We start from the raw sequence: 22,900 nt of genomic DNA, 5'->3' as shown, positions 1-22,900 counted from the left end.
CGGCGTGGGGGCTGCAGGGCCCACACCCCAGGAACCCTGCCCCATGGCACGGACGCTCAGGCCCCCGCGGCCGCCTCGCGGCGCAAAGCGCGGTCCCAGGATCAGGCGCTGAGGCGCGTGATCGCCTCGGCGACTGTCAGTTCTTCGCGTTCGCCCGTGCGGCGGTCCTTCAGTTCCACCACGCCCTCGGCCGAGCGGCGGCCCGCCACCAGGATCTTCGGGACGCCGATCAGTTCCGCGTCCGTGAACTTCACGCCCGGCGAGACTCCGGGGCGCTCGTCGACCAGCACGCGCAGGCCCACCGCGGACAGCTTCTCCGCGACCTCGAGCGCCAGCTCCGTCTGGAGTGCCTTGCCCGCCGCCACCACATGGACGTCCGCCGGGGCGATCTCGCGCGGCCAGCACAGGCCCTTGTCGTCAGCCGTCTGCTCGGCCAGGGCAGCCACCGCGCGGGAGACGCCGATGCCGTACGAGCCCATCGTCACCCGGACCGGCTTGCCGTTCTGGCCCAGGACGTCGAGCTGGAAGGCGTCCGCGAACTTGCGGCCCAGCTGGAAGATGTGGCCGATCTCGATCGCGCGGTCGAGCTTGAGGCCCGTGCCGCACTTCGGGCAGGGGTCGCCGTCCTCGACCACGACCACGTCGAGGTAGTCGTCGACCTCGAAGTCGCGGCCGCAGACGACGTTCTTCACGTGCGTGTCCGGCTTGTTCGCGCCGGTCACCCAGGCCGTGCCGGGCGCGATGCGCGGGTCGGCGATGTAGCGGACCTTGGCGAGGCCCTGCGGTCCGACATAGCCGCGTACGAGATCCGGGCGGTCCACGAAGTCCTCCGCGGTGACCAGCTCGACCTCCGCCGGGGCCAGGTGCTCCCCGAGCTTGCCGAGGTCCACCTCACGGTCACCGGGGACACCGACCGCGACGATCTCACCGTCCACCTTGACCAGCAGGTTCTTCAGGGTCGCCGAGGCCGGGACGCCAAGGTGCGCGGCGAGGGTCTCGATGGTGGGGGTGTCGGGGGTGTCCAGTTCCTCGACGGGCCCGTGGGATGTGGCGTCCGCCGCGGCCGCGGTGAAGGTCACGGCCTCCGTGTTGGCCGCGTACTCACAGGCCGGGCAGTCCACGAAGGTGTCCTCGCCGGCCGGGGCCGGGGCCAGGAACTCCTCGGACGCCGAGCCACCCATCGCGCCCGAGACCGCCGAGACGATGCGGTGGTCGAGGCCGAGGCGCTCGAAGATCCGGATGTACGCGTCGCGGTGCAGCTGGTACGACTCGACGAGACCCTCGTCGGTGGTGTCGAAGGAGTACGAGTCCTTCATCTGGAACTCGCGGCCGCGCAGCACACCCGCGCGCGGACGGGCCTCGTCGCGGTACTTCGTCTGGATCTGGTAGAGGATCACCGGCAGGTCCTTGTAGGACGAGCACTGGTCCTTGACGACCTGGGTGAAGATCTCTTCGTGCGTGGGGCCGAGAAGGTAGTCGGCACCCTTGCGGTCCTTGAGGCGGAAGAGCAGGTCGCCGTACTCCTCGTAGCGCCCGCTCGCGTCGTACGCCTCCTTGGGCAGCAGCGCGGGCAGCAGCACTTCCTGGCCGCCGATGGCGTCCATCTCCTCGCGGACGACGCGGGTGATGTTCTCCAGCACCTTCTTGCCGAGCGGCAGCCAGCTCCAGATACCGGCGGACGTACGGCGCACATAGCCGGCGCGCACGAGCAGCTTGTGGTTGAGCGTCTCGGCGTCCGCCGGGTCGTCGCGCAGTGTCTTGACCATCAGACGGGACATGCGCTGGACCTGGGCCATGGTGAACTCCTGCTCGGAACGTGTGATGAGCAGGAGGTTAGCCGGGGGGCACCGGCAGGCGGAAATCAGTTCCCGCGCAGCAGCGGCAGCGGGGCGCCCATCACGGCGTACGGACTGGGTGCGCTGGGGAAAACGACCTGCCGCGCGAGGTCCTGGTAGCCAAGCGCTCGGTACAGCCCGCGGGCCGGGCTCTCGATGTCGATCGCGGAGAGGATGGAGCGCGGCTGCTCGACACTGTCGGTGATCGTGGTGATCAGCGAGCGGCCGATGCCCCGGCCCTGGAAGCCGGGGTGGACATGGAGTTCGGTGATCACGAACGAGTCGTCGAGCCAGCCGTCGGAGCCGGTGCTGCGCAGATACGGCTCAACGACGGTGGACCACCAGTGCGTGCGGTCGTTGGGCATGCCGTAGACGAAGCCCACAAGGCTGCCCGACTTCGTCAGCGCACCGAGCGCACGAGCCCCCGGGTGCAGGAGATGCCGGTAGACGATATGACGGCGCACCTCGATCTCGTCGTCGGTGAGCCCGAAGGCGAGGGCCTGCACCGCGAGGGCTTCGTCGATCCGCGCGGCGAGATTGACCGGCCCGACCACAACGCTGGGGGTCTGGGGTCCGCCTCCTGAAAGTGCAGCCATGCGCGAAACCCTACTTCCCGCTGCGCGCGGTCAGAACAGCACGCTCATGAAGGCGCCGACCTCACGGAAGCCGACCCGCCGGTACGCCGCCCTGGCCGCGGTGTTGTAGTCGTTCACGTACAGGCTGACAACCGGTGCGACGTCCTGCAGGGCATAACGCAGCACGGCCGCCATGCCCGTCTCGGACAGCCCGCGGCCGCGGAACTCCGGTGCGACCCAGACGCCTTGGATCTGGCAGGCCTGGCTGGTGGCCGCGCCGATCTCGGCCTTGAAGACGACCTTGCCGTCGTCGATACGGGCGAACGACCGTCCCGCGCCGACGAGTTCGGCCACGCGCGCCTGGTAGAGCAGTCCGCCGTCACCGGACATCGGCGAGATGCCGACCTCCTCGGTGAACATCGCCACACACGCCGGCATGATCACCTCTATCTCGTCCTTGCGGATGCGGCGGACGTACGGATCGGCCTCGATGTCGCCGGGCGGCTGTTCGGTGACCATGAGCGGCTGCTGGGCGCGTACGTCCCTGGCCGGGCCCCAGCTGGGCTCGAGCAGCCGCCACAGCTCGGCGGTGGGCTCGGCCGGGCCGACGATGGAGGAGCAGCGGCGACCGGTCCTGCGGGCCCGGTCGGCGAAGGCGCGGACGGCCTCGGGGGTGGCACAGATCGGCACGAGATTGGCGCCGGAGTAGCAGAGCGAGCGCAGCTGCCCGCCCGCGTACCAGCCCCACATCTCGCCGCCGAGGCGCCATGGGTCGAGCCCGGCGACCTGGACGCGGGACGTGACGAAAGCATTCGCTACGGGCTCGCTCTCGAGGATGGCGAGCGCTGCGCCGAGGTCGCTGGGTTCGAGGACCCGGGTGGTGGTCTGCGTCAACACGAGGGGGCCTCACCATGCGGTCTGCTGATCTCCGCACTGTACCTGGCAGGTCTGCGGGGTGCCGAGCCCAGCACAAGGCCCCGCCACGCGCCAGGGGGCGTGGCGGGGCCGGTACGGATATGTCAGCTGACGGAGACCTCGGGCTCGCCGGACGCGATGCCGTCCTTCTCCATCTGCTCGGCGATCTTCAGGGCCTCTTCGATGAGGGTCTCGACGATCTTCGACTCGGGGACGGTCTTGATGACCTCGCCCTTGACGAAGATCTGCCCCTTGCCGTTTCCGGAGGCGACGCCGAGGTCGGCCTCGCGGGCCTCGCCGGGGCCGTTGACGACGCAGCCCATGACGGCGACGCGCAGCGGCACCTCCATGCCCTCCAGGCCGGCGCTGACCTGGTCGGCGAGCTTGTAGACGTCGACCTGAGCGCGGCCGCAGGAGGGGCAGGAGACAATCTCCAGGCGGCGCTGCTTGAGGTTGAGCGACTCCAGGATCTGGATGCCGACCTTGACCTCCTCGGCGGGCGGGGCGGAGAGCGAGACCCGGATGGTGTCGCCGATGCCCTCGCTCAGCAGGGCGCCGAAGGCGACGGCGGACTTGATGGTGCCCTGGAACGCGGGGCCTGCCTCGGTGACGCCGAGGTGGAGGGGGTAGTCGCACTGGGCGGCGAGCTGCCGGTAGGCGTTGACCATCACGACCGGGTCGTTGTGCTTGACCGAGATCTTGATGTCGCGGAAGCCGTGCTCCTCGAAGAGGGACGCCTCCCACAGCGCGGACTCGACGAGCGCCTCAGGGGTCGCCTTGCCGTACTTGGCGAGGAGCCGGGCATCGAGCGATCCGGCGTTGACCCCGATACGGATCGGGGTGCCGGTCTCGTTGGCCGCGCGCGCGATCTCCTTGACCTTGTCATCGAACTGCTTGATGTTGCCCGGGTTGACCCGGACGGCCGCGCAGCCGGCGTCGATCGCAGCGAAGACGTACTTCGGCTGGAAGTGGATGTCGGCGATGACGGGGATCTGGGACTTGCGCGCGATGGTGGCCAGCGCGTCCGCGTCGTCCTGGGTCGGGCAGGCGACTCGTACGATCTGGCAGCCGGACGCGGTCAGTTCGGCGATCTGCTGCAGCGTCGCGCCGATGTCGGAGGTGCGCGTGGTCGTCATCGACTGCACCGACACCGGGGCGTCCCCGCCGACGGCCACGGTGCCGACCTGGATCTTGCGGCTGACCCTCCGGTCGGCGAGCTTGGTCGGAACGGAAGGCATTCCGAGCGAAATTGCAGTCATCTGCTGTGCAACCCCAAGGTGTGGATCGAGGTCCCGAGATCGGCGGGCTCCAGCCTCCGAGATTACGGCACTGAGGTTGGGCCCAGCACATCGCTGCCCGAAGTCCACTCAAAGGTGAGCGGCCGGACACAAAGGGTGTCCGGCCGCCACGAAAGGGACTCGCTCAGCTGATCTTGACCGGATTGACGATGTCGGCGACCAGCACGAGCAGCGTGAAGCAGATGAAGATTCCCGCCACGACGTACGCGACCGGCATCAGCTTGGCCACGTCGAAGGGACCGGGGTCGGGACGCCGGAACACCTTCGCGATACTGCGGCGTACGGACTCCCAGAGCGCGCCTGCGATATGCCCGCCGTCCAGCGGCAGCAGCGGCAGCATGTTGAACAGGAACAGCGAGAGGTTGAAGGTGGCGAGCACCATCAGGAAGGTCGCGATGATGCTCTGCGTCGGGACATCCAGGTTCAGTACCTCACCGCTGATACGCGCCGCGCCGACGACACCCACCGGGGAGTCGGCCTTGCGCTCGCCGTCGCTGAAGGCCGCGTTCCACAGGTCGGGGATCTTGGACGGCAGCGCGACGATCGAGTCGACGCTGTTCTCGATCATGTCGCCCATGCGGTTCACGGAATCGCCGAAGGAGAGCGGCTGGATCTCGGTCTGGGCGGCGAAGCCGAGATAGCCGGCTGCGATGTACTTGCCGGGAACGACCTGTCCCTGCCCGTCCTTCTTGGCGACCATGTTCTTGGCGAGCGTGGCCTTGAGCACCTGCTGCCGGCCGTCCCGCACGACGGTGATGGTGGCGGGGCCGATCGTCTCGCGGATGTGGTTCGACAGCTCGGACCAGTCGGCGACGGGCTCTCCGTTGAAGGCGACGATCTTGTCGCCCTTCTTCAGGCCCGCGGCCTGGGCGGGCGAGACCGGGTCGCTCTTCTGGCACTTGTCGCGGTCCTCGCTCTGCGAGATGACGCACTGCTGGACCCCGGCGACCTGGGTGGTCTGGGTGGCGAAGCCGAAGGACATCGACACCCCGAGGAAGATCGCGACGGCGAGGACCAGGTTCATGAACGGTCCCGCGAACATCACGATGACGCGCTTCCACGGCTTGCGCGTGTAGAAGAGCCGGTTCTCGTCGCCGGGCTTCAGCTCCTCGAAGGCCGCCGAGCGGGCGTCCTCGATCATCCCGCGCCAGGGCGAGGTGGACCGTGCCTCGATCCGGCCGTCCTCCCCCGGCGGGAACATCCCGATCATGCGGATGTAGCCACCCATGGGGATGGCCTTGATGCCGTACTCCGTCTCGCCCTTGTTCCGGGACCAGACGGTCGGTCCGAAGCCGACCATGTACTGGGGCACGCGGATACCGAAGAGCTTGGCCGTCGACAGATGGCCCAGCTCGTGCCAGGCGATCGAGACCATCAGTCCCACAGCAAAAAGAGCTATACCGAGGACCGTCAACAGAATCGTCATGCGCGAGCCTCCGCTGTCGCCTTCACTGCCAGTTCCCGGGCCCTCGCCCGGGCCCAGGTCTCCGCTTCCAGGACGTCTGCCACCGTAAGTGAGGTTCCCGAGGCGGGAACGCCGTGCTCGGCGACGACTCCGGTGACCGTATCCATGATTCCGTTGAACGGCAGCCGCCCGGCGAGGAATGCGTCCACGCACTCCTCATTCGCGGCATTGAACACCGCCGGGGCCGTTCCGCCCAGCTCCCCCACCTGCCGGGCGAGTCCCACCGAGGGGAAGGCCTCGGTGTCGAGCGGGAAGAACTCCCAGCTCGAGGCCTTGGTCCAGTCGAAGGCGGGGGCGGCGTCGGGCACCCGCTGGGGCCAGCCGATGCCGAGGGCGATCGGGCCGCGCATATCGGGCGGGGTGGCCTGGGCGATGGTCGAGCCGTCCGTGAACTCCACCATGGAGTGAACGTAGGACTGGGGGTGTACGACGACCTCGATGCGGTCGAAGGGGATGTCGTAGAGAAGATGCGCCTCGATGACCTCGAGTCCCTTGTTGACGAGTGTGGCGCTGTTCACCGTGATCACCGGGCCCATGGCCCAGGTGGGGTGGGCGAGGGCGTCCTCAGGGGTGACATCTGCCAGCTCGGCGCGCGTACGGCCACGGAACGGCCCGCCGGACGCCGTCACCACCAGCTTGCGTACGTCGGCTCTCGTCCCGGCCGCCAGCGCCTGGAAGAGGGCGGCGTGCTCGGAGTCGACCGGGATGATCTGGCCGGGCTTGGCGAGGGCCTTGACCAGCGGCCCGCCGACGATGAGCGACTCCTTGTTGGCGAGGGCGAGCGTCCGGCCGGCTTCGAGGGCGGCGAGGGTGGGGGCAAGACCGATGGATCCGGTGATGCCGTTGAGCACGGTGTGGCAGGCGGAGGCGGCGAGCTGGGTGGCGGCGTCGGGTCCGGCCAGGATCTCGGGCAGAGGCTCCGCCCCGTACTGCTCCGCGAGTGCCTCGCGCAGTGCGGGCACGGCGTCCTCGCGGGCCACCGCGACCGTGTCGACCCGCAACTGCCGTGCCTGCTCGGCGAGGAGTCCGACGCGGCCGCCGGCGGCGGAGAGCGCGGTGACACGGAAGCGGTCGGGGTTGCGCAGCACCAGGTCGATGGCCTGTGTGCCGATGGACCCGGTGGAGCCGAGGACGACGATGTCCCGGCGGCCTTCGGTCGCGTCGAAGACGAGGTGCGGGTCGGCGAGGGGGGATGGGCTGTCGCTCATCCCCCCATTGTGGCCGTAACTCCTGTCCGACTGGACAGTGCGTCCCTACGCGCCGGTGTTCGAGCCCGCCCGGAACTTCTCCCACTGGGCCTTCATGACCTCTTCGGGCACTCCTCCGATGTCCTTGGTGCCGATGATCTCGGCGCGGAACGAGAGCGTGCTGGAGCCCGAGCGGACAACGGTCAGGTACTCGTAGAGCTTCAGCTTCCCCTTCACATCGAGGATGGTGAAGCGGAACGCCTTCGCCTCGTCCCCGAAGGCGGGCGCCTTGGCGGGCTCCACCTTGAGGTACTTGGCCTTCGCGATGGCGCGTTCTTCGGTGAACCCGCCGGCGCACCGGGTCCCCGCGGTGCCGAGGACCTTCATGACGGCGGCGGCCTCGCCGTTCGCGTACGAGCGCAGTTGTACGGCGACGCTGAGCCCGGCCATCTCGTCGGGAACGTCGACCTGGCGGTTGACCTCGGCGGCCGGGTCGTGGCCGGTGGCGCCCTTGGCGAGGCTGACGAGGGGCTGACAGGTGTCGGGATCGGCGGTGTAGTCCTCGCCGAGCGGCGCCCCGAGGGTGTACTCGGAGGCGGTGTAGCTGCCGACCTTCTCGCCGTCGGTGAAGGAGGCGGCCTTGAGCTGGGCCTCGGTGAGGGCTTTGGGGGCGGAGGCGGTGGGTTTGCCGTCGGCCTTCTTCTCCTTGCCCTTGTCGTCACCGCTGCCGCACGCGGCGACGCCGCTGAGCACGACCGCCACAAGAAGGGGAGCCACCCGCCGCCGAACGCCCTGATTCCCCGCCCCGAACATCCCCGACATCCCCGCCCCGAACATCCCTGCCCCGATTCCGTGTTGACCGTGATCGAGGGTCGATTGTCGGGCACGGGGACCGGTGCGGTCGAGAAGGTGCTCCGGGGCGTCCGTGGACGCCCCGGAGTTTCTCAACGGATCGGGCGGTGGACGTTGTCCCGTTCGGCCGGGCCCGGGGTCGCGTCCGCGATCCAGGGGCCCTCACCGCTGGGGTCGACGATGCCCTGTTCCAGCCAGGTGTACGTACCGGACAGGACGCCCTCCACCACCTTGCGGTCGAGGTCGTCGGTGTTGGACCACAGGCGGGTGAAAAGCTCCTCGACGCGGATGCGGGACTGCCGGCAGAAGACGTCGGCCAGCTGGTACGCCTCGCGGCCGTAATCCTCGGACGTACGCAGCAGTTCCGCGCGTACGCACGCGGCGCTCATCGCGAACAGCTCCGCGCCGATGTCGACGATACGGCCGAGGAAGCCCTGCTTGGTCTCCATCCGGCCCTGCCAGCGGGACATGGCGTAGAAGGTGGAGCGGGCCAGCTTGCGGGACGAGCGTTCGACGTAGCGCAGGTGCCCGGAGAGGTCCGGATGGCCGGACGGGTGGAACTCGCTGTACGTACGCGGGAGTTGGCCCCGTCCCGTGACCAGTTTCGGGAGCCAGCGGGCATAGAACCCGGCGGCGTTCGCGCCTGCCTTCGCCTTTGCGGACAGGGGTTTGTCGGGGTCGATGATGTCCCCGGCCACGGCGAGGTGGGCGTCGACGGCCTCGCGGGCGATCAGCAGATGCATGATCTCCGTCGAGCCCTCGAAGATGCGGTTGATACGCAGGTCACGCAGGATCTGCTCGGCGGGGACGGCCCGTTCGCCGCGGGCCGCCAGCGAGTCCGCCGTCTCGAAACCGCGGCCGCCGCGGATCTGGACCAGTTCGTCGGCCATCAGCCAGCCCATCTCGGAGCCGTACAGCTTGGCCAGCGCCGCCTCGATACGGATGTCGTTGCGGTCCTCGTCGGCCATCTGCGAGGAGAGGTCGACCACAGCTTCCAGGGCGAAAGTGGTCGCCGCGATGAAGGAGATCTTGGTGCCGACGGCCTCGTGCCTGGCGACCGGCTTGCCCCACTGCTCGCGCGCCGACGACCATTCGCGGGCGATTTTCAGACACCACTTGCCGGCGCCGACGCACATCGCGGGCAGCGAGAGACGGCCGGTGTTGAGGGTGGTGAGGGCGATCTTGAGGCCGGCGCCCTCGGGGCCGATGCGGTTGGCGGCGGGGACGCGCACCTGGTGGAAGCGGGTGACGCCGTTCTCGAGGCCGCGCAGGCCCATGAAGGCGTTGCGGTTCTCGACCGTGATGCCCTCGCTCGCGGCCTCGACGACGAACGCGGTGATGCCGCCCTTGTGGCCGTCCGACTTGGGGACGCGGGCCATGACGACGAGGAGGTCGGCGACGACGCCGTTCGTCGTCCAGAGCTTCACGCCGTCGAGGACGTACGAGTCGCCGTCCGGGACGGCCGTGGTGGCGAGGCGGGCCGGGTCGGAGCCGACGTCCGGCTCGGTGAGCAGGAAGGCGGAGATGTCGGTGCGGGCGAGGCGGGGCAGGAAGATGTCCTTCTGCTCCTGCGTGCCGAAAAGTTTCAGCGGCTGCGGTACGCCGATCGACTGATGCGCGGAGAGCAGCGCACCGATCGCCGGGTTCGCCGAGCCGACCAGGGCCAGCGCCTTGTTGTAGTACACCTGGGTGAGGCCGAGGCCGCCGTACTTCGTGTCGATCTTCATGCCGAGCGCGCCGAGCTCCTTGAGCCCGTTGATCACCTCGTCCGGGATCCGCGCCTCCCGTTCGATACGGGCGCCGTCGATCCGCGTCTCGCAGAAGTCGCGCAGCTTCGCCAGGAACTCCTCGCCACGCTGGGCATCCTCGTCGGCGGGCATCGGGTGCGGGTGGATCAGGTCCAGGCGGAAACGGCCCAGGAACAGTTCCTTGGCGAAGCTGGGTTTGCGCCAGTCCTGTTCGCGCGCGGCCTCGGCGACCTGTCGTGCTTCGCGCTCACTGACCTTCGGAGCATGTGTCTTGTCGAGTGGTGCGGACATGAGGCTCACCTCGCCGCGAGTCGGGGACATCCAAGGGCATGGGCCGGGGCGAGATCGCCGTACCGACCGGTGCTACTCGTCCGTAGTACCCGATTCCTGCCCTCTCCACCAGTGCGCACACAGCGGTGACTCCGTAACACAGAAAAACGGCCGGAGCCCCCGCACAGTGGGCTCCGGCCGTCGTCCTCGGCGTACGGGCTTTACAGGGCCAGACCCGTGAGGACCAGGACCCTCTCGTATGTGTAGTCGTCCATCGCGTACCGCACACCCTCGCGGCCGACGCCGGACTGCTTGGCACCGCCGTACGGCATCTGGTCCGCGCGGTACGACGGCACATCGCCGATGATCACGCCGCCGACCTCGAGGGCGCGGTGGGCGCGGAAGGCGGTCTGCACATCGTGCGTGAACACGCCTGCCTGCAGGCCGTACTTGGAGTCGTTAACGGCGGCGAAGGCCTCCGCCTCGCCGTCGACCTTCTTCACCGTGAGGACCGGTCCGAAGACCTCCTCGCAGGCGAGGGTGGTGTCCGCGGGGACGTCGGCGAGGACGGTGGGCGCGTACGAGGCACCGTCGCGCTTGCCGCCCGCGAGCAGCTTGGCGCCCGCCTCCACGGCCTCGTCGACCCAGGACTCGACGCGCTTGGCCGCGTCCTCGCTGACCAGCGGGCCGACGTCGGTGGCGGAGTCGGACGGGTCGCCGGTGACCTGGGTCTCGACGGCCGCGACGATCTTCGGCAGCAGGCGGTCGTACACCGAGGCGTCGGCGATCACGCGCTGCACGGAGATGCAGGACTGGCCGCCCTGGTAGTTGGAGAAGGTGGCGATACGGGTCGCCGCCCAGTCCAGGTCCTGCTCGGATCCGAAGTCGCCGAGGACGACGGCCGCGCCGTTGCCGCCCAGCTCCAGGGTGCAGTGCTTGCGCGGCACCGAGTCCATGATCGCGTAACCGACCTTGTCGGAGCCGGTGAAGGAGATGACCGGCAGGCGCTCGTCCTGGACGAGGGCGGGCATCCGGTCGTTCGGGACCGGGAGCACGGACCAGGAACCCGCGGGGAGCTCGGTCTCGGCCAGCAGCTCGCCGATGATCAGGCCGGACAGCGGCGTCGCCGGTGCGGGCTTGAGGATGATCGGCGCACCGACCGCGATCGCCGGGGCGATCTTGTGGGCGCAGAGGTTCAGCGGGAAGTTGAACGGCGCGATGCCGAGGACTGCGCCCTTGGGGAAGCGGCGGGTCAGCGCGAGCCGGCCGACGCCGCCGGCGTCGGTGTCGAGGCGCTGTGCCTCGCCACCGTTGAAGCGGCGGGCCTCCTCGGCGGCGAAGCGGAAGACGGAGACGGCGCGGCCGACCTCACCGCGGGCCCACTTGACCGGCTTGCCGTTCTCGGCGGAGATCAGCTGGGCGATCTCCTCGGTGCGCTCGACGAGCCGGCGCGACACATGGTCGAGGGCGGCGGCGCGTGCGTGTGCCGGGGTCGCGGCGAACTCGTCCCGCACGGCGTGCGCGGCGGCGACGGCCTCCTCGATCTGGGCGTCGGTCGGGACAGCGACCTGACCGACGAGGCGTCCGTCCCAGGGGGAGGTGACATCGAAGGTGGCCTCGCCGGTGGCCTGGCGGCCGGCGAGCCAGAAGGCGTGGGTGGAGGTCATGTCCCGGCCCTTCCGAAGTAGATGTACATGGGGGTGTGTCTGCCCCACGGTAGGGGCGAGAGGGCGGTCTGGCGTTTGTCCGGGGTGGAGTGGTGGGCGGGGCGGGTCCGCCGCTTTGGCGTGCGTTGCGCTCAACCGGGGCTCCGCCCCGGACCCCGCACCTCAAACGCCGGCACGGCGGAATGCGGCTGGGCCGGCATTTCCGGCCCGTCCGGCGAAGACACGGCCGAAGGCCGTACGGGGTTGCGGGGGGGGCGACCCCCGGAGTTGCCTCAGCGGCGGCGTTCCGTCGACACGATCAGGCAGACGCCCGCCACTACGACCGCGCCGCCGACGGCGATCGGCCAGCTCAGCTGTTCGTTGAGGATCAGCGCGCCGAGGAGGACGGCAACGACCGGGTTGACGTACGCGTAGGTCGCGACAAGGGACAGCGGCGCGGAGTGCAGCAGCCAGGCGTACGCCGTGAACGCGACGAGCGAGCCGAAGACGACGAGATAGCCGAGGGCGGTCCAGGAACGGGCGGAGACCTCGCCGAGTACGAAACCGTGCTGCTCGCCGCGGCCGAGTCCCACCAGCAGGCAGCCGATGCCGCCCGCGACCATCTCGTACGCACTGGCCGCGAAGGGGTTCTTCGGCATGGGGATCTTCGAGGAGGAGAAGGAGCCCACCGACCACATGACGGTCCCCGCGATGACGGTGAGAACGCCCCACAGGCGTACGTCGCCGCTGAGGCCGGGCAGGGTCAGCACGGCGAGGCCCACCAGGCCGAGGAGGACGCCCAGGTACGCGCCGAGGCCGGGCCGCTCGCCGAAGGCCCTGCGCAGCACGACCACCCAGGCGGGCACAACGGCGATCAGCAGGGCGGCGAGCCCGGAGGGCACGGAGGTCTCGGCAAGCACGACGAGGCCGTTGCCGCCGAGCAGGAGCAGCAGACCGACCACGGCGGCCGAGGCGAGCTGGACGCGGTTGACCTTGAGCGCCGAGGTCCCCTGCCGCCAGGCCACGAGCCCGGCCAGGATCAGGCCCGCCAGGATGAAGCGCACTCCGGCGGAGAGGAACGGCGGCATGGTCTCGACGACGATGCGTATGCCGAGGTAGGTGGAGCCCCAGACGACGTACACGATGGCGAGCGCGACCCAGACGGCTCCGGAAGTCCGGCGCTCGGGCAGGGGTGCGACAGCGGTACGGGCGGCGGAGGTGCCGGCCTCAGGAGGGCTGGAGTTGGTGGCCACGAGGCAGGACCTTAGGCAGTCCAGCGGTCAATCACCAATGATTTTGCCCGACTTCGGGCACGAAACGGAAAAATCCTGCACCCGACTGCTACTCGGCCGCGGCCGCCGATGTCGTCTTCAGCGCCAGCCACAGCTCCATCCGGACGTCCGGGTCGTCGAGCGAGCGGCCCAGGATCTCCTCGACCCTGCGCATCCGGTAGCGCAGCGTATGACGGTGTACGCCGAGGTCGGCGGCGGCAGCGTCCCACTGGCCGTGGCGCGAGAGCCAGGCGCGCAGCGAGGCGACGAGGTCTCCGCGGCCGGTCGCGTCGTGTTCGTACAGCGCGCGCAGCATTCCGTCCGCGAAGGCGCGTACGGCGTCGTCGGCGAGCAGCGGGAGGATCGATCCGGCCGCCAGCTCCTCGTGCTCGACCAGAGCGCGGCCGCGTCGCCGGGCGACCGAGAGCGCCTGCTCGGACTGTTTGTAGGCGCCCGCCGCCGCTATGGGTCCGGTCGGCGCCGAGAGGCCGACGACAACCTCGGCGTCCTCGGCCTCCTTGTCGGCGTAGGCGGAGGTGCACGCCGCGACGACCGCGCCGCCGTCCGCGGCCAGCACCACCAGCCGGTCGTCGCTGTCCGGTACCACGAGCACCGCCTCGCCGGCCCGCGCCGCCGCCGACTCCAGTGACTCGGCGAACGCGAGGAGCGGATGCTCGCTCGCGGGGTCCGGATCTCCGGCGGGTTCGGCGATCACCAGCCGGAAGGGCGCGTCGAGCAGGCCGCCGTACAGATCGCCGGCGACCGCACGGGCGTGGTCCTGCTGGCCGGAGAGCAGCATCCGCAGCACGGCCGCGCCGAGCCGCTGTTCCGCCGCCTGGAGCGCGCGCGAGCGCTCCGTGGAGAGGGTCAGCAGGGCGACGGCGGAGTGCACGGCGTACCGCTCGGCCGTGCCCAGCGGGGCACCCGTGCCGACGGCCAGCGCGCCGCGCACACGGCGGCCGCTGCCGAGCGACTGCAGCTCGACGCGGTCCTCCGTGTCGCCGACGACGGCGCTCGCGGGCGCGGACCGCTCGCGCAGCCGCTCCACGTCGCCGGTGAGCCTGGCGGCCCGGCGCGTGGCCCATTCGGGCGCGGCGGCGACGACCGCGCCGGAGGCGTCGTACAACGCCGCCCAGCCGTCGATATGCGCGGCGAGACGGGCGACGACCGCGTCGGGGCCCTCGGCGAGGGCGGCGCGCGTCAGCTCCCGCTGCGCCTCGAAACCGGCTGTCACCGCCCGGTACTGGTCGGCCGCGTTCGCCGCGGAGACCGCCTTGCTGATCGCGAGGAAGGGAGTGCGGCGTGGCACGGCGAGGAGCGGGAACCCCTCCTCCTTCGCCGCCTCGACGAGAGCCTCCGGGATGTCCTCGTAGTACACGCCGACCGCGAAACCGAGCCCGACGACGCCCGCGCCCACCAGCCTGCGCACATAGCGGCGCATCGCCTCAAGGTCCTCGGCGTCCAGCGTCATCGCCGTGACGAGCAGCAGCTCGCCGCCCTCCATGTACGGCACGGGGTCGGCGAGCTCACTGACATGCGCCCAGCGCACCGGCGTCTCGAGCCGGTCCTCCCCGGCACGCACGGTGAGTTTGAGCGCCGAGTGCTGGACAAGCGAGGCGAGCGTGGGCGGCATGGGGACCGTGGGCCCTTCGAGCAGAGGCGCGCAGGCAGAAGCGCGGAGGATTTCGCCGTCCCGTATGAACGGCGTACACCGATTCTGCCAGGGCGTAGCAGTTCCGGGAGCCGGTCAGGTGCGCAGATCCACCAGCAGGGGCGGCGCGTGTTCGCCTCGTACGGTCGTCAGCGAGAGCACCGCGTGCCCCGCGGGCACGGCGTGCGCGAGGTCGGACGCCGACCAGCGGGCGCGCTCGACCTCCCGCACCGTGATCGCCTCGGAGGTGGCCGCCTTGCCGGTGACCAGGCGGCGCATGATGTGCAGCGCCTTGGTGACGGGCTCGTCGGAGATGATCTGCCGGTTGGTGACGTCCCGGGTCTGCACCCATTCGGTGCCCCAGGTCTCGGCGAACCGGCCGCCGTCCCAGGGAGCGAGGCCGGCGAACGCCATCCGGCAGCCGACCGCGCCGAGCAGCGGGCCGCGCAGCGGCTCCGGCACGTCCTCCAGGGTGCGCAGCGCCAGCACCACCCCGGCGTTGGCGGAGCGCAGCCGCTGGACCGAGCGCACCGAGTCGGCGGTCACGGTGTACGTCGCGTCGTCCAGCACCAGACAGGCGAACAGCGACCTGTCCGAGCGGCTGAGCGCGGCCTCGGTGAACTGGGCGAGCACCAGGCGCGCGACGATCCGTGAGGCCTCGGCGTGGCCGCGCTCGGGCAGGTCGACACGGACCCGCAGCGGGTGCTCGATGGCGCGCAGCGAGAACTGCCGGCCGCCGCCGTCCGTACGGAAGAAGTGCGCGAACGCGGGCCGGTCCAGGAAGGCGATCCGCTCGGCGAGCAGTACGCCGATGTCGTCGGCGCGGGCCGACTGCCGCTCACGGGCGTCCAGTTCACGCAGCTGGGCTGCGGCGCCGGGGTCGGACCCGGTCTCCAGGGCGGTGCGCAGCGCGCCGACGGCGGCGGGTGCGCCGCCGAGGAGTTCACGCAGCTCCGGAACGGCGGGGAAGTGGCCGTGGACGCACTGGTACGGCCCGATGAGCTGGGCCAGCGCGGTGGCGGCGCGCCTGCTGTCGCCGCCGGGAAGGGTGGCGGCGAGATCGCCGACGAGTGCCTCGGCGAGCATCCTGGCGGCCTCGTCGGGGTCGTCGGCGCCGCCGTAGAGGTCGAGGTCGTGGGTGGAGTCGGGGCGGCCGACGGCGATGACGAGGTCGAAGGCGTCGTCCGGGGCGAGGCCGGTGCCGTACGCCGTGACGGCGACGACGGCGGCGCGGTTGGCGAGCGCGAGCAGGCACATCGACTCGACGACGGGCCGCACCAGGCGCACACTCTTGCCGGATCCGGAGGGCCCGACGGCGAGCAGCGAGGTGCCGAGCAGCGCGGGCTCCAGAGCCACGCCGGTGGTGCGGCGCGGATAGGGGTTTCGGATGTCGTCCACCGCGGTGCCGATCTTGACCTGTGCGGTGGCGAGATCGTGGGTGGCGGTACGGAGCGGCAGGTCGCGTACGCCTGAGGGGTGGGCGCAGGCGGCCGCGCCGTGCTTGCGCACCGTGTCGGTGAAGGCGGCGAGCCGCTCGGGCCTGGCGTGCACGCCCTGCCAGGCACGCCGGATCCTGGCGTAGTCGACATCGCCGAGCAGACCGGCGCGGGTGGCTTCGGCGAGGCTCTTCGCCGCATCGGTGAGGCCCGCGGTGCGCAGGTCGGGCCAGTCGGCGGGGTCGGCCTCGGGCCGGGGCGGCGGGGCGGTGACGGGCTTGTCGGCGCGGCGCACGTACCGGTTCCAGATCTCCGGTACATGGCCGATCCGGGCGAAGAACACCAGCAGGCCGCCGCCGACGATCGCGTAGTAGATGTAGCTGGCGGTGGCCCAGGTGGGCGGGTCGGAGCGCCAGGAGTCCGGGGTCAGTACGAGGAGGGGCCAGATCCAGTAGCGGCCGAGGTAGCCGTTCCACAGGAGCGACCACAGCAGCCAGCCGCTGAGCAGCGCGATGACGGCGCCGGCGAAGAGACGGCGGGCGGGAACGAGCTCGGGCTCCTCGTCGGGGCGGGCGCGGTGGCCGAGGCGCCAGATGCCGGGGTCGGCGGCCGGGCGGGGGGTGCGCAGCCAGTCGACGACGGCGGGGCGGGTGGTGGGAGCGTGACCGGGCAGCGCGGGGATCCCGGGCGCCGCGGCGGGCGGCACTGAGGGTGGCGGCCCGGCGGGACGTGGCACCGGATCGGACCGTGCGCCGCGTGCGTCGAAAGTGCCTTCGGAATCCATGAACTGCTGCCCCCTGACCAGCCAGGCCCGCTCTGTGCACCGGCCAATCTAGTGCCCCGCTGAAGGGAGTTCACCGATCCGGGTGGTGTCGCGGTACCGGGACCCGGCACGTACGGATGACCGAGCCACGGGTGTCCTTGTCCGTCGGGGACAACGGCTTGTGCCCAACACTCCCGAACGGAGCATGCCCGGCCCCCTTCCTCGCGCCTAGCCTGCGGAGAAAGAGAAGTTGCGTCCGGAACACCCCCAGGAGCCCCTCATGACCGCAATCCCGCAGGAGCGCCGCGTCGTCACCGCCATCCCCGGCCCGAAGTCGATCGAGCTGCAGGCCCGCCGTACCGCCGCGGTCGCCAGTGGTGTGGGGTCCGTGCTGCCCGTCTTCACCGCCCGGGCCGGCGGCGGTGTCATCGAGGACGTGGACGGCAACCGCCTCATCGACTTCGGTTCCGGCATCGCCGTGACCTCCGTCGGTGCCTCCGCCGAGGCCGTCGTACGCCGCGCCTCCGCGCAGCTCGCCGACTTCACCCACACCTGTTTCATGGTCACGCCCTACGAGGGTTACGTCGAGGTCGCCGAGGCTCTGGCCGAGCTGACGCCGGGTGACCACGCGAAGAAGTCGGCGCTGTTCAACTCCGGCGCCGAGGCCGTCGAGAACGCCGTCAAGATCGCGCGTGCCTACACCAAGCGCCAGGCGGTCGTGGTGTTCGACCACGGCTACCACGGCCGCACCAACCTGACGATGGCGCTGACCGCCAAGAACATGCCGTACAAGCAGGGCTTCGGACCGTTCGCGCCCGAGGTGTACCGCGTCCCCGTCGCGTACGGCTACCGCTGGCTCACCGGTCCGGAGAACGCCGGCGCCGAGGCGTCCGCGCAGGCCATCGACATGATCAACAAGCAGATCGGCGCGGAGAACGTCGCCGCGATCATCATTGAGCCGGTCCTCGGCGAGGGCGGTTTCATCGAGCCGGCCAAGGGCTTCCTGCCGGCCATCTCGCAGTTCGCCAAGGACAACGGGATCGTGTTCGTGGCGGACGAGATCCAGTCCGGCTTCTGCCGGACCGGCCAGTGGTTCGCCTGTGAGGACGAGGGCATCGTCCCGGACCTGATCACCACCGCCAAGGGCATCGCGGGCGGTCTGCCGCTCGCTGCCGTGACGGGTCGCGCCGAGATCATGGACGCCCCGCACGCGGGCGGCCTCGGCGGTACGTACGGCGGTAACCCGGTGGCCTGCGCCGGTGCGCTCGGCGCCATCGAGACGATGAAGGAGCTCGACCTCAACGGCAAGGCCAAGCGCATCGAGGAGGTCATGAAGGGCCGCCTCACCGCGATTGCCGAGAAGTACGACATCATCGGCGACATCCGCGGCCGCGGCGCGATGATCGCGATCGAGCTGGTCAAGGACCGCGCCACCAAGGAGCCGAACGCGGCCGCGGCCGCCGCACTCGCCAAGGCCTGCCACGCCGAGGGTCTGCTGGTGCTCACCTGCGGTACGTACGGCAATGTGCTGCGCTTCCTGCCCCCGCTGGTGATCGGTGAGGACCTGCTCAACGAGGGTCTGGACATCATCGAGCAGGCCTTCGCGGGCGTGTGACCAAGGGGAACGGTCGGGGCCTGTGAAGACTCTGTGGGGGGCCGATGGCGGGATGGAGATCCGCCTGTCGGTCCCCCCGCCCCTGCCGTACGGTTTTTGCAGATGAGAGAAACACCCCGCTCGCAGGGGACTGCGGGCGACTCCAGGGCGGAGCCTCCCCAGCCTCGCCTCGGACGTGCCCTCGCGCACACCACTGGGGCCTCCGGCTCCGGAACTCCTCACCGATCGGATGGCCGCCCGCCCCAAACCCCCCGGGGCGCGCGGCAAACCGGTCCAGTCGGTCACCTCGGAACCACCCCCCCTGTTCCGAGGCGGCCGACTCTTTTTCTTGTGGCCCCGCCGGTTCTTCTGGCCCTGTGTGCCGTTCTCTTCGCTGTGATCACCTGGCAGGTGGCTGCCGATGGTCCGCTGCGGTCCCTCGATGAGCGCGTGGAACTGCGGATCGTCGGCCATGCGCCCCGGGCACTGACCGATCAGCTCTCCGACCTCGGCAGTACGCAGGTCGCGCTTCCTGTTCTGGCCGCGGCCGTGGCGTACGCGCTGTGGCGCGGCCGGCGCTTCGCGGCGCTGTACGCCGTCCTCGCCATGGTCACGGTCCCTGTGCTCGTCTCGCCGCTTAAGGCGGTGATCGACCGCCAGGGCCCGCTCACCGAGGCGGGCGGCTTCTACCCGTCCGGCCATACGGCGACCGCGATGGTGGCCTACTGCGGCGCCGCGCTGCTCCTCAGCCCGGATCTGAAGCGCCGATGGGCGATGCCCGTCGCCCTGGTGCTCACCCTGGCGACGGGCATCGGACTTGTCCTGCGCGGCTATCACTGGCCGCTGGACGTCATCGGCAGCTGGTGCCTCTGCGGGATGATCCTGTTCCCGTTCAGCCTCCGAAATACGCGTCGAAGTTCTTCGAGAACTCCCACTGGTTGAAGCGGTCCCAGTTGATCGACCAGGTCATCAGGCCGCGCAGCGCCGGCCAGGTGCCATGGGTCTGGTACGAGCCGCAGTTGGTCTTCCTGGTCAGGCAGTCCAGCGCCTTGTTCACCTCGGCGGGCGCGGTGTGGCCGTTGCCCGCCTGGGTGGAGGCGGGCAGACCGATGGCGACCTGCTCCGGGCGCAGGGCGGGGAAGACCTTGGTGGTGTCGCCGGCGACCGGGAAGCCGGTCAGCAGCATGTCGGTCATGGCGATGTGGAAGTCCGCTCCGCCCATCGAGTGGTACTGGTTGTCCAGGCCCATGATCGAGCCCGAGTTGTAGTCCTGGACATGCAGCAGGGTGAGGTCGTCGCGCAGGGCGTGGATGACCGGGAGGTACGCGCCGGCGCGCGGGTCCTGCCCGCCCCAGGGGCCCGAGCCGTAGTACTGGTAGCCGAGCTGGACGAAGAATGTCTCCGGGGCCATCGTCAGGACGAACTTCGAGCCGTACTTGGCCTTGAGAGTCTTGACCGCCGAGATCAGATTGACGATCACCGGCGAAGTCGGCGAGCGGAAGTCCGTGTCGCCGGTGTTCAGGGAGAGGGAGTGGCCCTCGAAGTCGATGTCCAGGCCGTCGAGCCCGTACTCGTCGATGATCTTCGAGACGGAGGAGACGAAGGTGTCACGGGCGGCCGTGGTGGCGAGCTGCACCTGGCCGTTCTGGCCGCCGATGGAGATCAGGACCTTCTTGCCCGCGGCCTGCTTGGCCTTGACGGCCGCCTTGAAGTCGGCGGCGGACTCGACGTTCGGGCATTCGGTGGCCGGGCAGAGGCTGAAGCGGATATCGCCCGAGGTGACCGAAGTCGGTTCGCCGAAGGCCAGGTTGATGACGTCCCAGGAGTCGGGCACATCGGCCATGCGCGTATAGCCGGAGCCGTTGGCGAAGCCGGCGTGCAGATAGCCGACGAGAGCATGGGCGGGGAGTTCGCCGCCGCTGCCGCCACCGCCCGCCGTGGTGGTCGCGGTGATCGCCGACGACTTCGTGGACTCGCCGGCCTCGTTGGCCGCGGACACCTGGAAGCTGTACGCCGTGGAGGGGGCGAGACCGGTGACGGTGGCCGAAGTCCCGCTGACATCAAGGACCTTGGCGCCGCCCCGGTAGACGTTGTACGAGGTGGCGCCCGAGGATGCGGACCAGGTCAGGGGTACGGAGGTGGAGCCGGGGGCGCCGGCGGACAGGCCGGTGGGGGCGGCCGGTATCCGGACCGGGTCGCCGCCCGGCCCGAGCAGTGAGAGATCGTCGGCGTAGTAGGCGGGGGTGCCGTACCAGCCGTGGGTGTAGATCGTGACCGAGGTGGTCGACGTGCCCGTACGGAACGTGGTCGACAGCCGCTGCCAGCTGGGTGCCGAGGAGGTCCAGGTGGAGACGTCGGTGGTGCCGGTGCCGGCTGCGCCGAGGTAGGCGTAACTGCCCTGGACCCAGCCGCTGAGCGTGTAGTCGGAGTTCGGCTTGACGGTGACCGTCTGGCTGCAGTTGGCGTTGTCACTGCCCGCCGGGGTGGCCTTGAGTGCGGAACTGCCGCTGTGGGTCGGCGAGTTGACGGCCGCGCCGCTGCCCGCCGTACAACTCCAGCCGGTGAGGCCGGTCTCGAAGCCACCGTTGCGGGCGAGTTCGGTGTCGGCCGCTCCGGCGGACGATGCCGTGGCGACGAGTCCGCTGAGGGCGAGAGCGGCCGCCGACAGAGCGGCCAAGAGTCTGGTGCGGTGCACAACTGCCTCCGGGCATGGGGGGAATGGAGGGGGAGCGACGCGCACAACATGGTCCAGACCAATGCGGTTGTCAAGACCTCTGGCGGCGCTCCCGCCCCTCACTCAACCCGAGCCGGCTGCCTGAGCCGCTTCGCTGCCGGCTCCCGGCACACCATCGCCGCCGCCCTCCGCCACCCCACCGTGCTGGACGCCGAACTGCTGGCCGGGGCCCGTTTTTGCGGGCCCGGCCGCGTACTGGTGGGCAGGCACGATCGTGGAAAGCGCGATCGCATCGATCGAGACGACCTAGCTGTCGAAGCCGAGGCCGAGCCTGTCCAGGGTCCGAAGCCACACGTTGCGGCGGCCACCGTTGGCATCCGCCCTGGCCAGGGCCCATTTGGTGAGTCCGATACCGGCCCAGGCGACGGGCTCGGGCGGGAACGGCAGCGGCTTGCTGCGCACCATCTCCAGCTCGGTGCGCTCGGTCCGCTCGCCGGAGAGGAGGTCGAGCATGACGTCCCCGCCGAAGCGGGTGGCGCCGACGCCGAGTCCCGTAAACCCGGCTGCATAGGCGACCTTGCCGCCGTGCGCCGTCCCGAAGAAGGCGGAGAAACGCGAGCAGGTGTCGATCGCGCCGCCCCAGGCATGGCTGAAGCGCAGCCCCTCCAGCTGCGGGAAGCAGCGGAAGAAGTGTTCGGCGAGCTTGAGATAGGTCTCCGGCCGGTGGTCCATTTCGGCGCTGACCTTGCCGCCGTACGGATAGATCGCGTCGTAACCGCCCCACAGGATGCGGTGGTCGGCGGTGATCCGGAAGTAGTGGAACTGGTTCGCGCTGTCGCCGAGTCCCTGCCGCCTCTTCCAGCCGATCGCGCCGAGCTGCTCCGCGCTGAGCGGTTCGGTCATCAAGGCGTAGTCGTAGACCGGGACGGTGTACGGGCGCAGCCGCTTGACCAGCGACGGGAAGACGTTCGTACCGAGCGCGACCCGGTGGGCGAAGACCCGGCCGTACGGGGTGCGGACCGACATGCCGGCGCCGGACGCCGTGAGGTCCAGGCCGCGGGTGTTCTCGTAGACGCGTACGCCGAGGTCCATACAGGCCTGCTTCAGACCCCAGGCGAGCTTCGCCGGGTGCAGCATGGCGACGCCGCGCCGGTCCCAGAGCCCGCCGAGGAAGGTCGGGGAGTTCACCTCGGCGCGCAGCGCGTCCTGGTCGAGGAATTCGAGGCCGGTGAAGCCCAGCCCGGTCGCCTCCTCAAACATCTGGTGGAGCTCTTCGAGCTGGTACGGCTCGGTGGCGACGTCGATCTCACCGGTGCGCTCGAAGTCACAGTCGAAGCCGTACCTGGCGACCGCAGCCTCGATGGCGTCGAGATTGCGGTCGCCGAGCTCCTCGAGCTTGGCCAGCTCACCGGGCCAGCGGGCGAGTCCGTTGCCGAAGCCGTGGGTGAGGGAGGCGGCGCAGAAGCCGCCGTTGCGGCCCGAGGCGGCCCAGCCCACCTCGCGCCCTTCGATCAGTACGACATCCCGCGCGGGGTCGCGCTCCTTGGCCAGCAGCGCGGTCCACAGTCCGCTGTAGCCGCCGCCGACGACAAGGAGGTCGCAGCGCTCGTCGCCGGTGAGTGCGGGCAGTGCTCCCGGCTTTGCGGGGTCGTCCAGCCAATAGGAGACGGGCTGGGCGTCGGAGAGTGATGAGGCAAAGGTCATGGCAGCTGGGGCCATG

Annotated in this window: 16 protein-coding genes; 2 read left to right on the top strand and 14 right to left on the bottom strand. The window is 70.2% G+C overall.

The window, feature by feature from the left end; translation table 11 throughout:
• Nucleotides 1-101: 101 nt before the first annotated feature.
• The 12 genes from OG735_RS30850 to OG735_RS30795 form a co-directional block, all read right to left on the bottom strand.
• Complete coding sequence (locus OG735_RS30850; protein ID WP_327326397.1) at nucleotides 102-1,796, bottom strand: proline--tRNA ligase; 1,695 nt, start codon at nucleotides 1,794-1,796, stop codon at nucleotides 102-104.
• Between the two features lie 65 nt (nucleotides 1,797-1,861).
• On the bottom strand, nucleotides 1,862-2,431 hold the full coding sequence (locus OG735_RS30845; RefSeq protein ID WP_327326396.1) for a GNAT family N-acetyltransferase: 570 nt from the start codon (nucleotides 2,429-2,431) through the stop codon (nucleotides 1,862-1,864).
• Between the two features lie 30 nt (nucleotides 2,432-2,461).
• The gene (locus OG735_RS30840) at nucleotides 2,462-3,307 is read right to left on the bottom strand and encodes a GNAT family N-acetyltransferase (RefSeq protein WP_327326395.1); all 846 of its coding nucleotides are present in this window, start codon (nucleotides 3,305-3,307) and stop codon (nucleotides 2,462-2,464) included.
• A gap of 122 nt (nucleotides 3,308-3,429) precedes the next feature.
• Nucleotides 3,430-4,584: a flavodoxin-dependent (E)-4-hydroxy-3-methylbut-2-enyl-diphosphate synthase gene (gene ispG, locus OG735_RS30835; protein WP_327326394.1), complete on the bottom strand. Its 1,155-nt coding sequence runs from the start codon at nucleotides 4,582-4,584 to the stop codon at nucleotides 3,430-3,432.
• Between the two features lie 163 nt (nucleotides 4,585-4,747).
• A complete protein-coding gene (locus tag OG735_RS30830; protein ID WP_327326393.1) occupies nucleotides 4,748-6,049 on the bottom strand; it encodes a M50 family metallopeptidase in 1,302 nt (433 codons plus the stop codon).
• Nucleotides 6,046-7,296, bottom strand: coding sequence for a 1-deoxy-D-xylulose-5-phosphate reductoisomerase (dxr, locus tag OG735_RS30825; protein WP_327326392.1), 1,251 nt, complete (start codon nucleotides 7,294-7,296; stop codon nucleotides 6,046-6,048). Before dxr ends, OG735_RS30830 begins: the two co-directional genes overlap by 4 nt.
• 45 nt (nucleotides 7,297-7,341) lie before the next feature.
• Nucleotides 7,342-8,052 (bottom strand): hypothetical protein, encoded by a 711-nt coding sequence (locus tag OG735_RS30820; RefSeq protein WP_327326391.1) that lies wholly within the window; start codon nucleotides 8,050-8,052, stop codon nucleotides 7,342-7,344.
• Nucleotides 8,053-8,219: 167 nt separating this feature from the next.
• Complete coding sequence (locus OG735_RS30815) at nucleotides 8,220-10,166, bottom strand: acyl-CoA dehydrogenase family protein (protein ID WP_327326390.1); 1,947 nt, start codon at nucleotides 10,164-10,166, stop codon at nucleotides 8,220-8,222.
• A gap of 200 nt (nucleotides 10,167-10,366) precedes the next feature.
• The gene (locus OG735_RS30810; protein WP_327326389.1) at nucleotides 10,367-11,812 is read right to left on the bottom strand and encodes an aldehyde dehydrogenase family protein; all 1,446 of its coding nucleotides are present in this window, start codon (nucleotides 11,810-11,812) and stop codon (nucleotides 10,367-10,369) included.
• Between the two features lie 272 nt (nucleotides 11,813-12,084).
• Nucleotides 12,085-12,981, bottom strand: coding sequence for an EamA family transporter (locus OG735_RS30805; RefSeq protein WP_327328515.1), 897 nt, complete (start codon nucleotides 12,979-12,981; stop codon nucleotides 12,085-12,087).
• Nucleotides 12,982-13,132: 151 nt separating this feature from the next.
• Nucleotides 13,133-14,695 carry a PucR family transcriptional regulator gene (locus OG735_RS30800; RefSeq protein WP_327326388.1) on the bottom strand — a complete coding sequence of 521 codons (1,563 nt, stop codon included), beginning with the start codon at nucleotides 14,693-14,695 and terminating at the stop codon, nucleotides 13,133-13,135.
• A 114-nt stretch (nucleotides 14,696-14,809) separates the two neighbouring features.
• On the bottom strand, nucleotides 14,810-16,933 hold the full coding sequence (locus OG735_RS30795; protein WP_327326387.1) for an ATP-binding protein: 2,124 nt from the start codon (nucleotides 16,931-16,933) through the stop codon (nucleotides 14,810-14,812).
• Nucleotides 16,934-17,192: 259 nt separating this feature from the next.
• Between OG735_RS30795 and gabT the strand changes: the two genes are divergently transcribed.
• Nucleotides 17,193-18,527 carry a 4-aminobutyrate--2-oxoglutarate transaminase gene (gabT, locus tag OG735_RS30790; RefSeq protein WP_327326386.1) on the top strand — a complete coding sequence of 445 codons (1,335 nt, stop codon included), beginning with the start codon at nucleotides 17,193-17,195 and terminating at the stop codon, nucleotides 18,525-18,527.
• A gap of 330 nt (nucleotides 18,528-18,857) precedes the next feature.
• Nucleotides 18,858-19,448, top strand: a complete 591-nt coding sequence (locus tag OG735_RS30785; protein ID WP_327326385.1) for a phosphatase PAP2 family protein — start codon at nucleotides 18,858-18,860, stop codon at nucleotides 19,446-19,448.
• Here OG735_RS30785 and OG735_RS30780 read toward each other — a convergent pair.
• Together OG735_RS30780 and OG735_RS30775 are read right to left on the bottom strand one after the other, a co-directional pair.
• Nucleotides 19,399-21,201 (bottom strand): chitinase, encoded by a 1,803-nt coding sequence (locus tag OG735_RS30780; protein ID WP_327326384.1) that lies wholly within the window; start codon nucleotides 21,199-21,201, stop codon nucleotides 19,399-19,401. The genes OG735_RS30785 and OG735_RS30780 overlap by 50 nt on opposite strands.
• 285 nt (nucleotides 21,202-21,486) lie before the next feature.
• Nucleotides 21,487-22,899, bottom strand: coding sequence for an NAD(P)/FAD-dependent oxidoreductase (locus tag OG735_RS30775; protein ID WP_327326383.1), 1,413 nt, complete (start codon nucleotides 22,897-22,899; stop codon nucleotides 21,487-21,489).
• Nucleotide 22,900 lies beyond the last annotated feature (1 nt).

Origin of the sequence: Streptomyces sp. NBC_01210, from assembly GCF_036010325.1 — a bacterium.
GTDB lineage: Bacteria > Actinomycetota > Actinomycetes > Streptomycetales > Streptomycetaceae > Streptomyces.
Note: the sequence above shows the minus strand (reverse complement) of the source record. Positions and strands in the feature narration are given on the sequence as shown.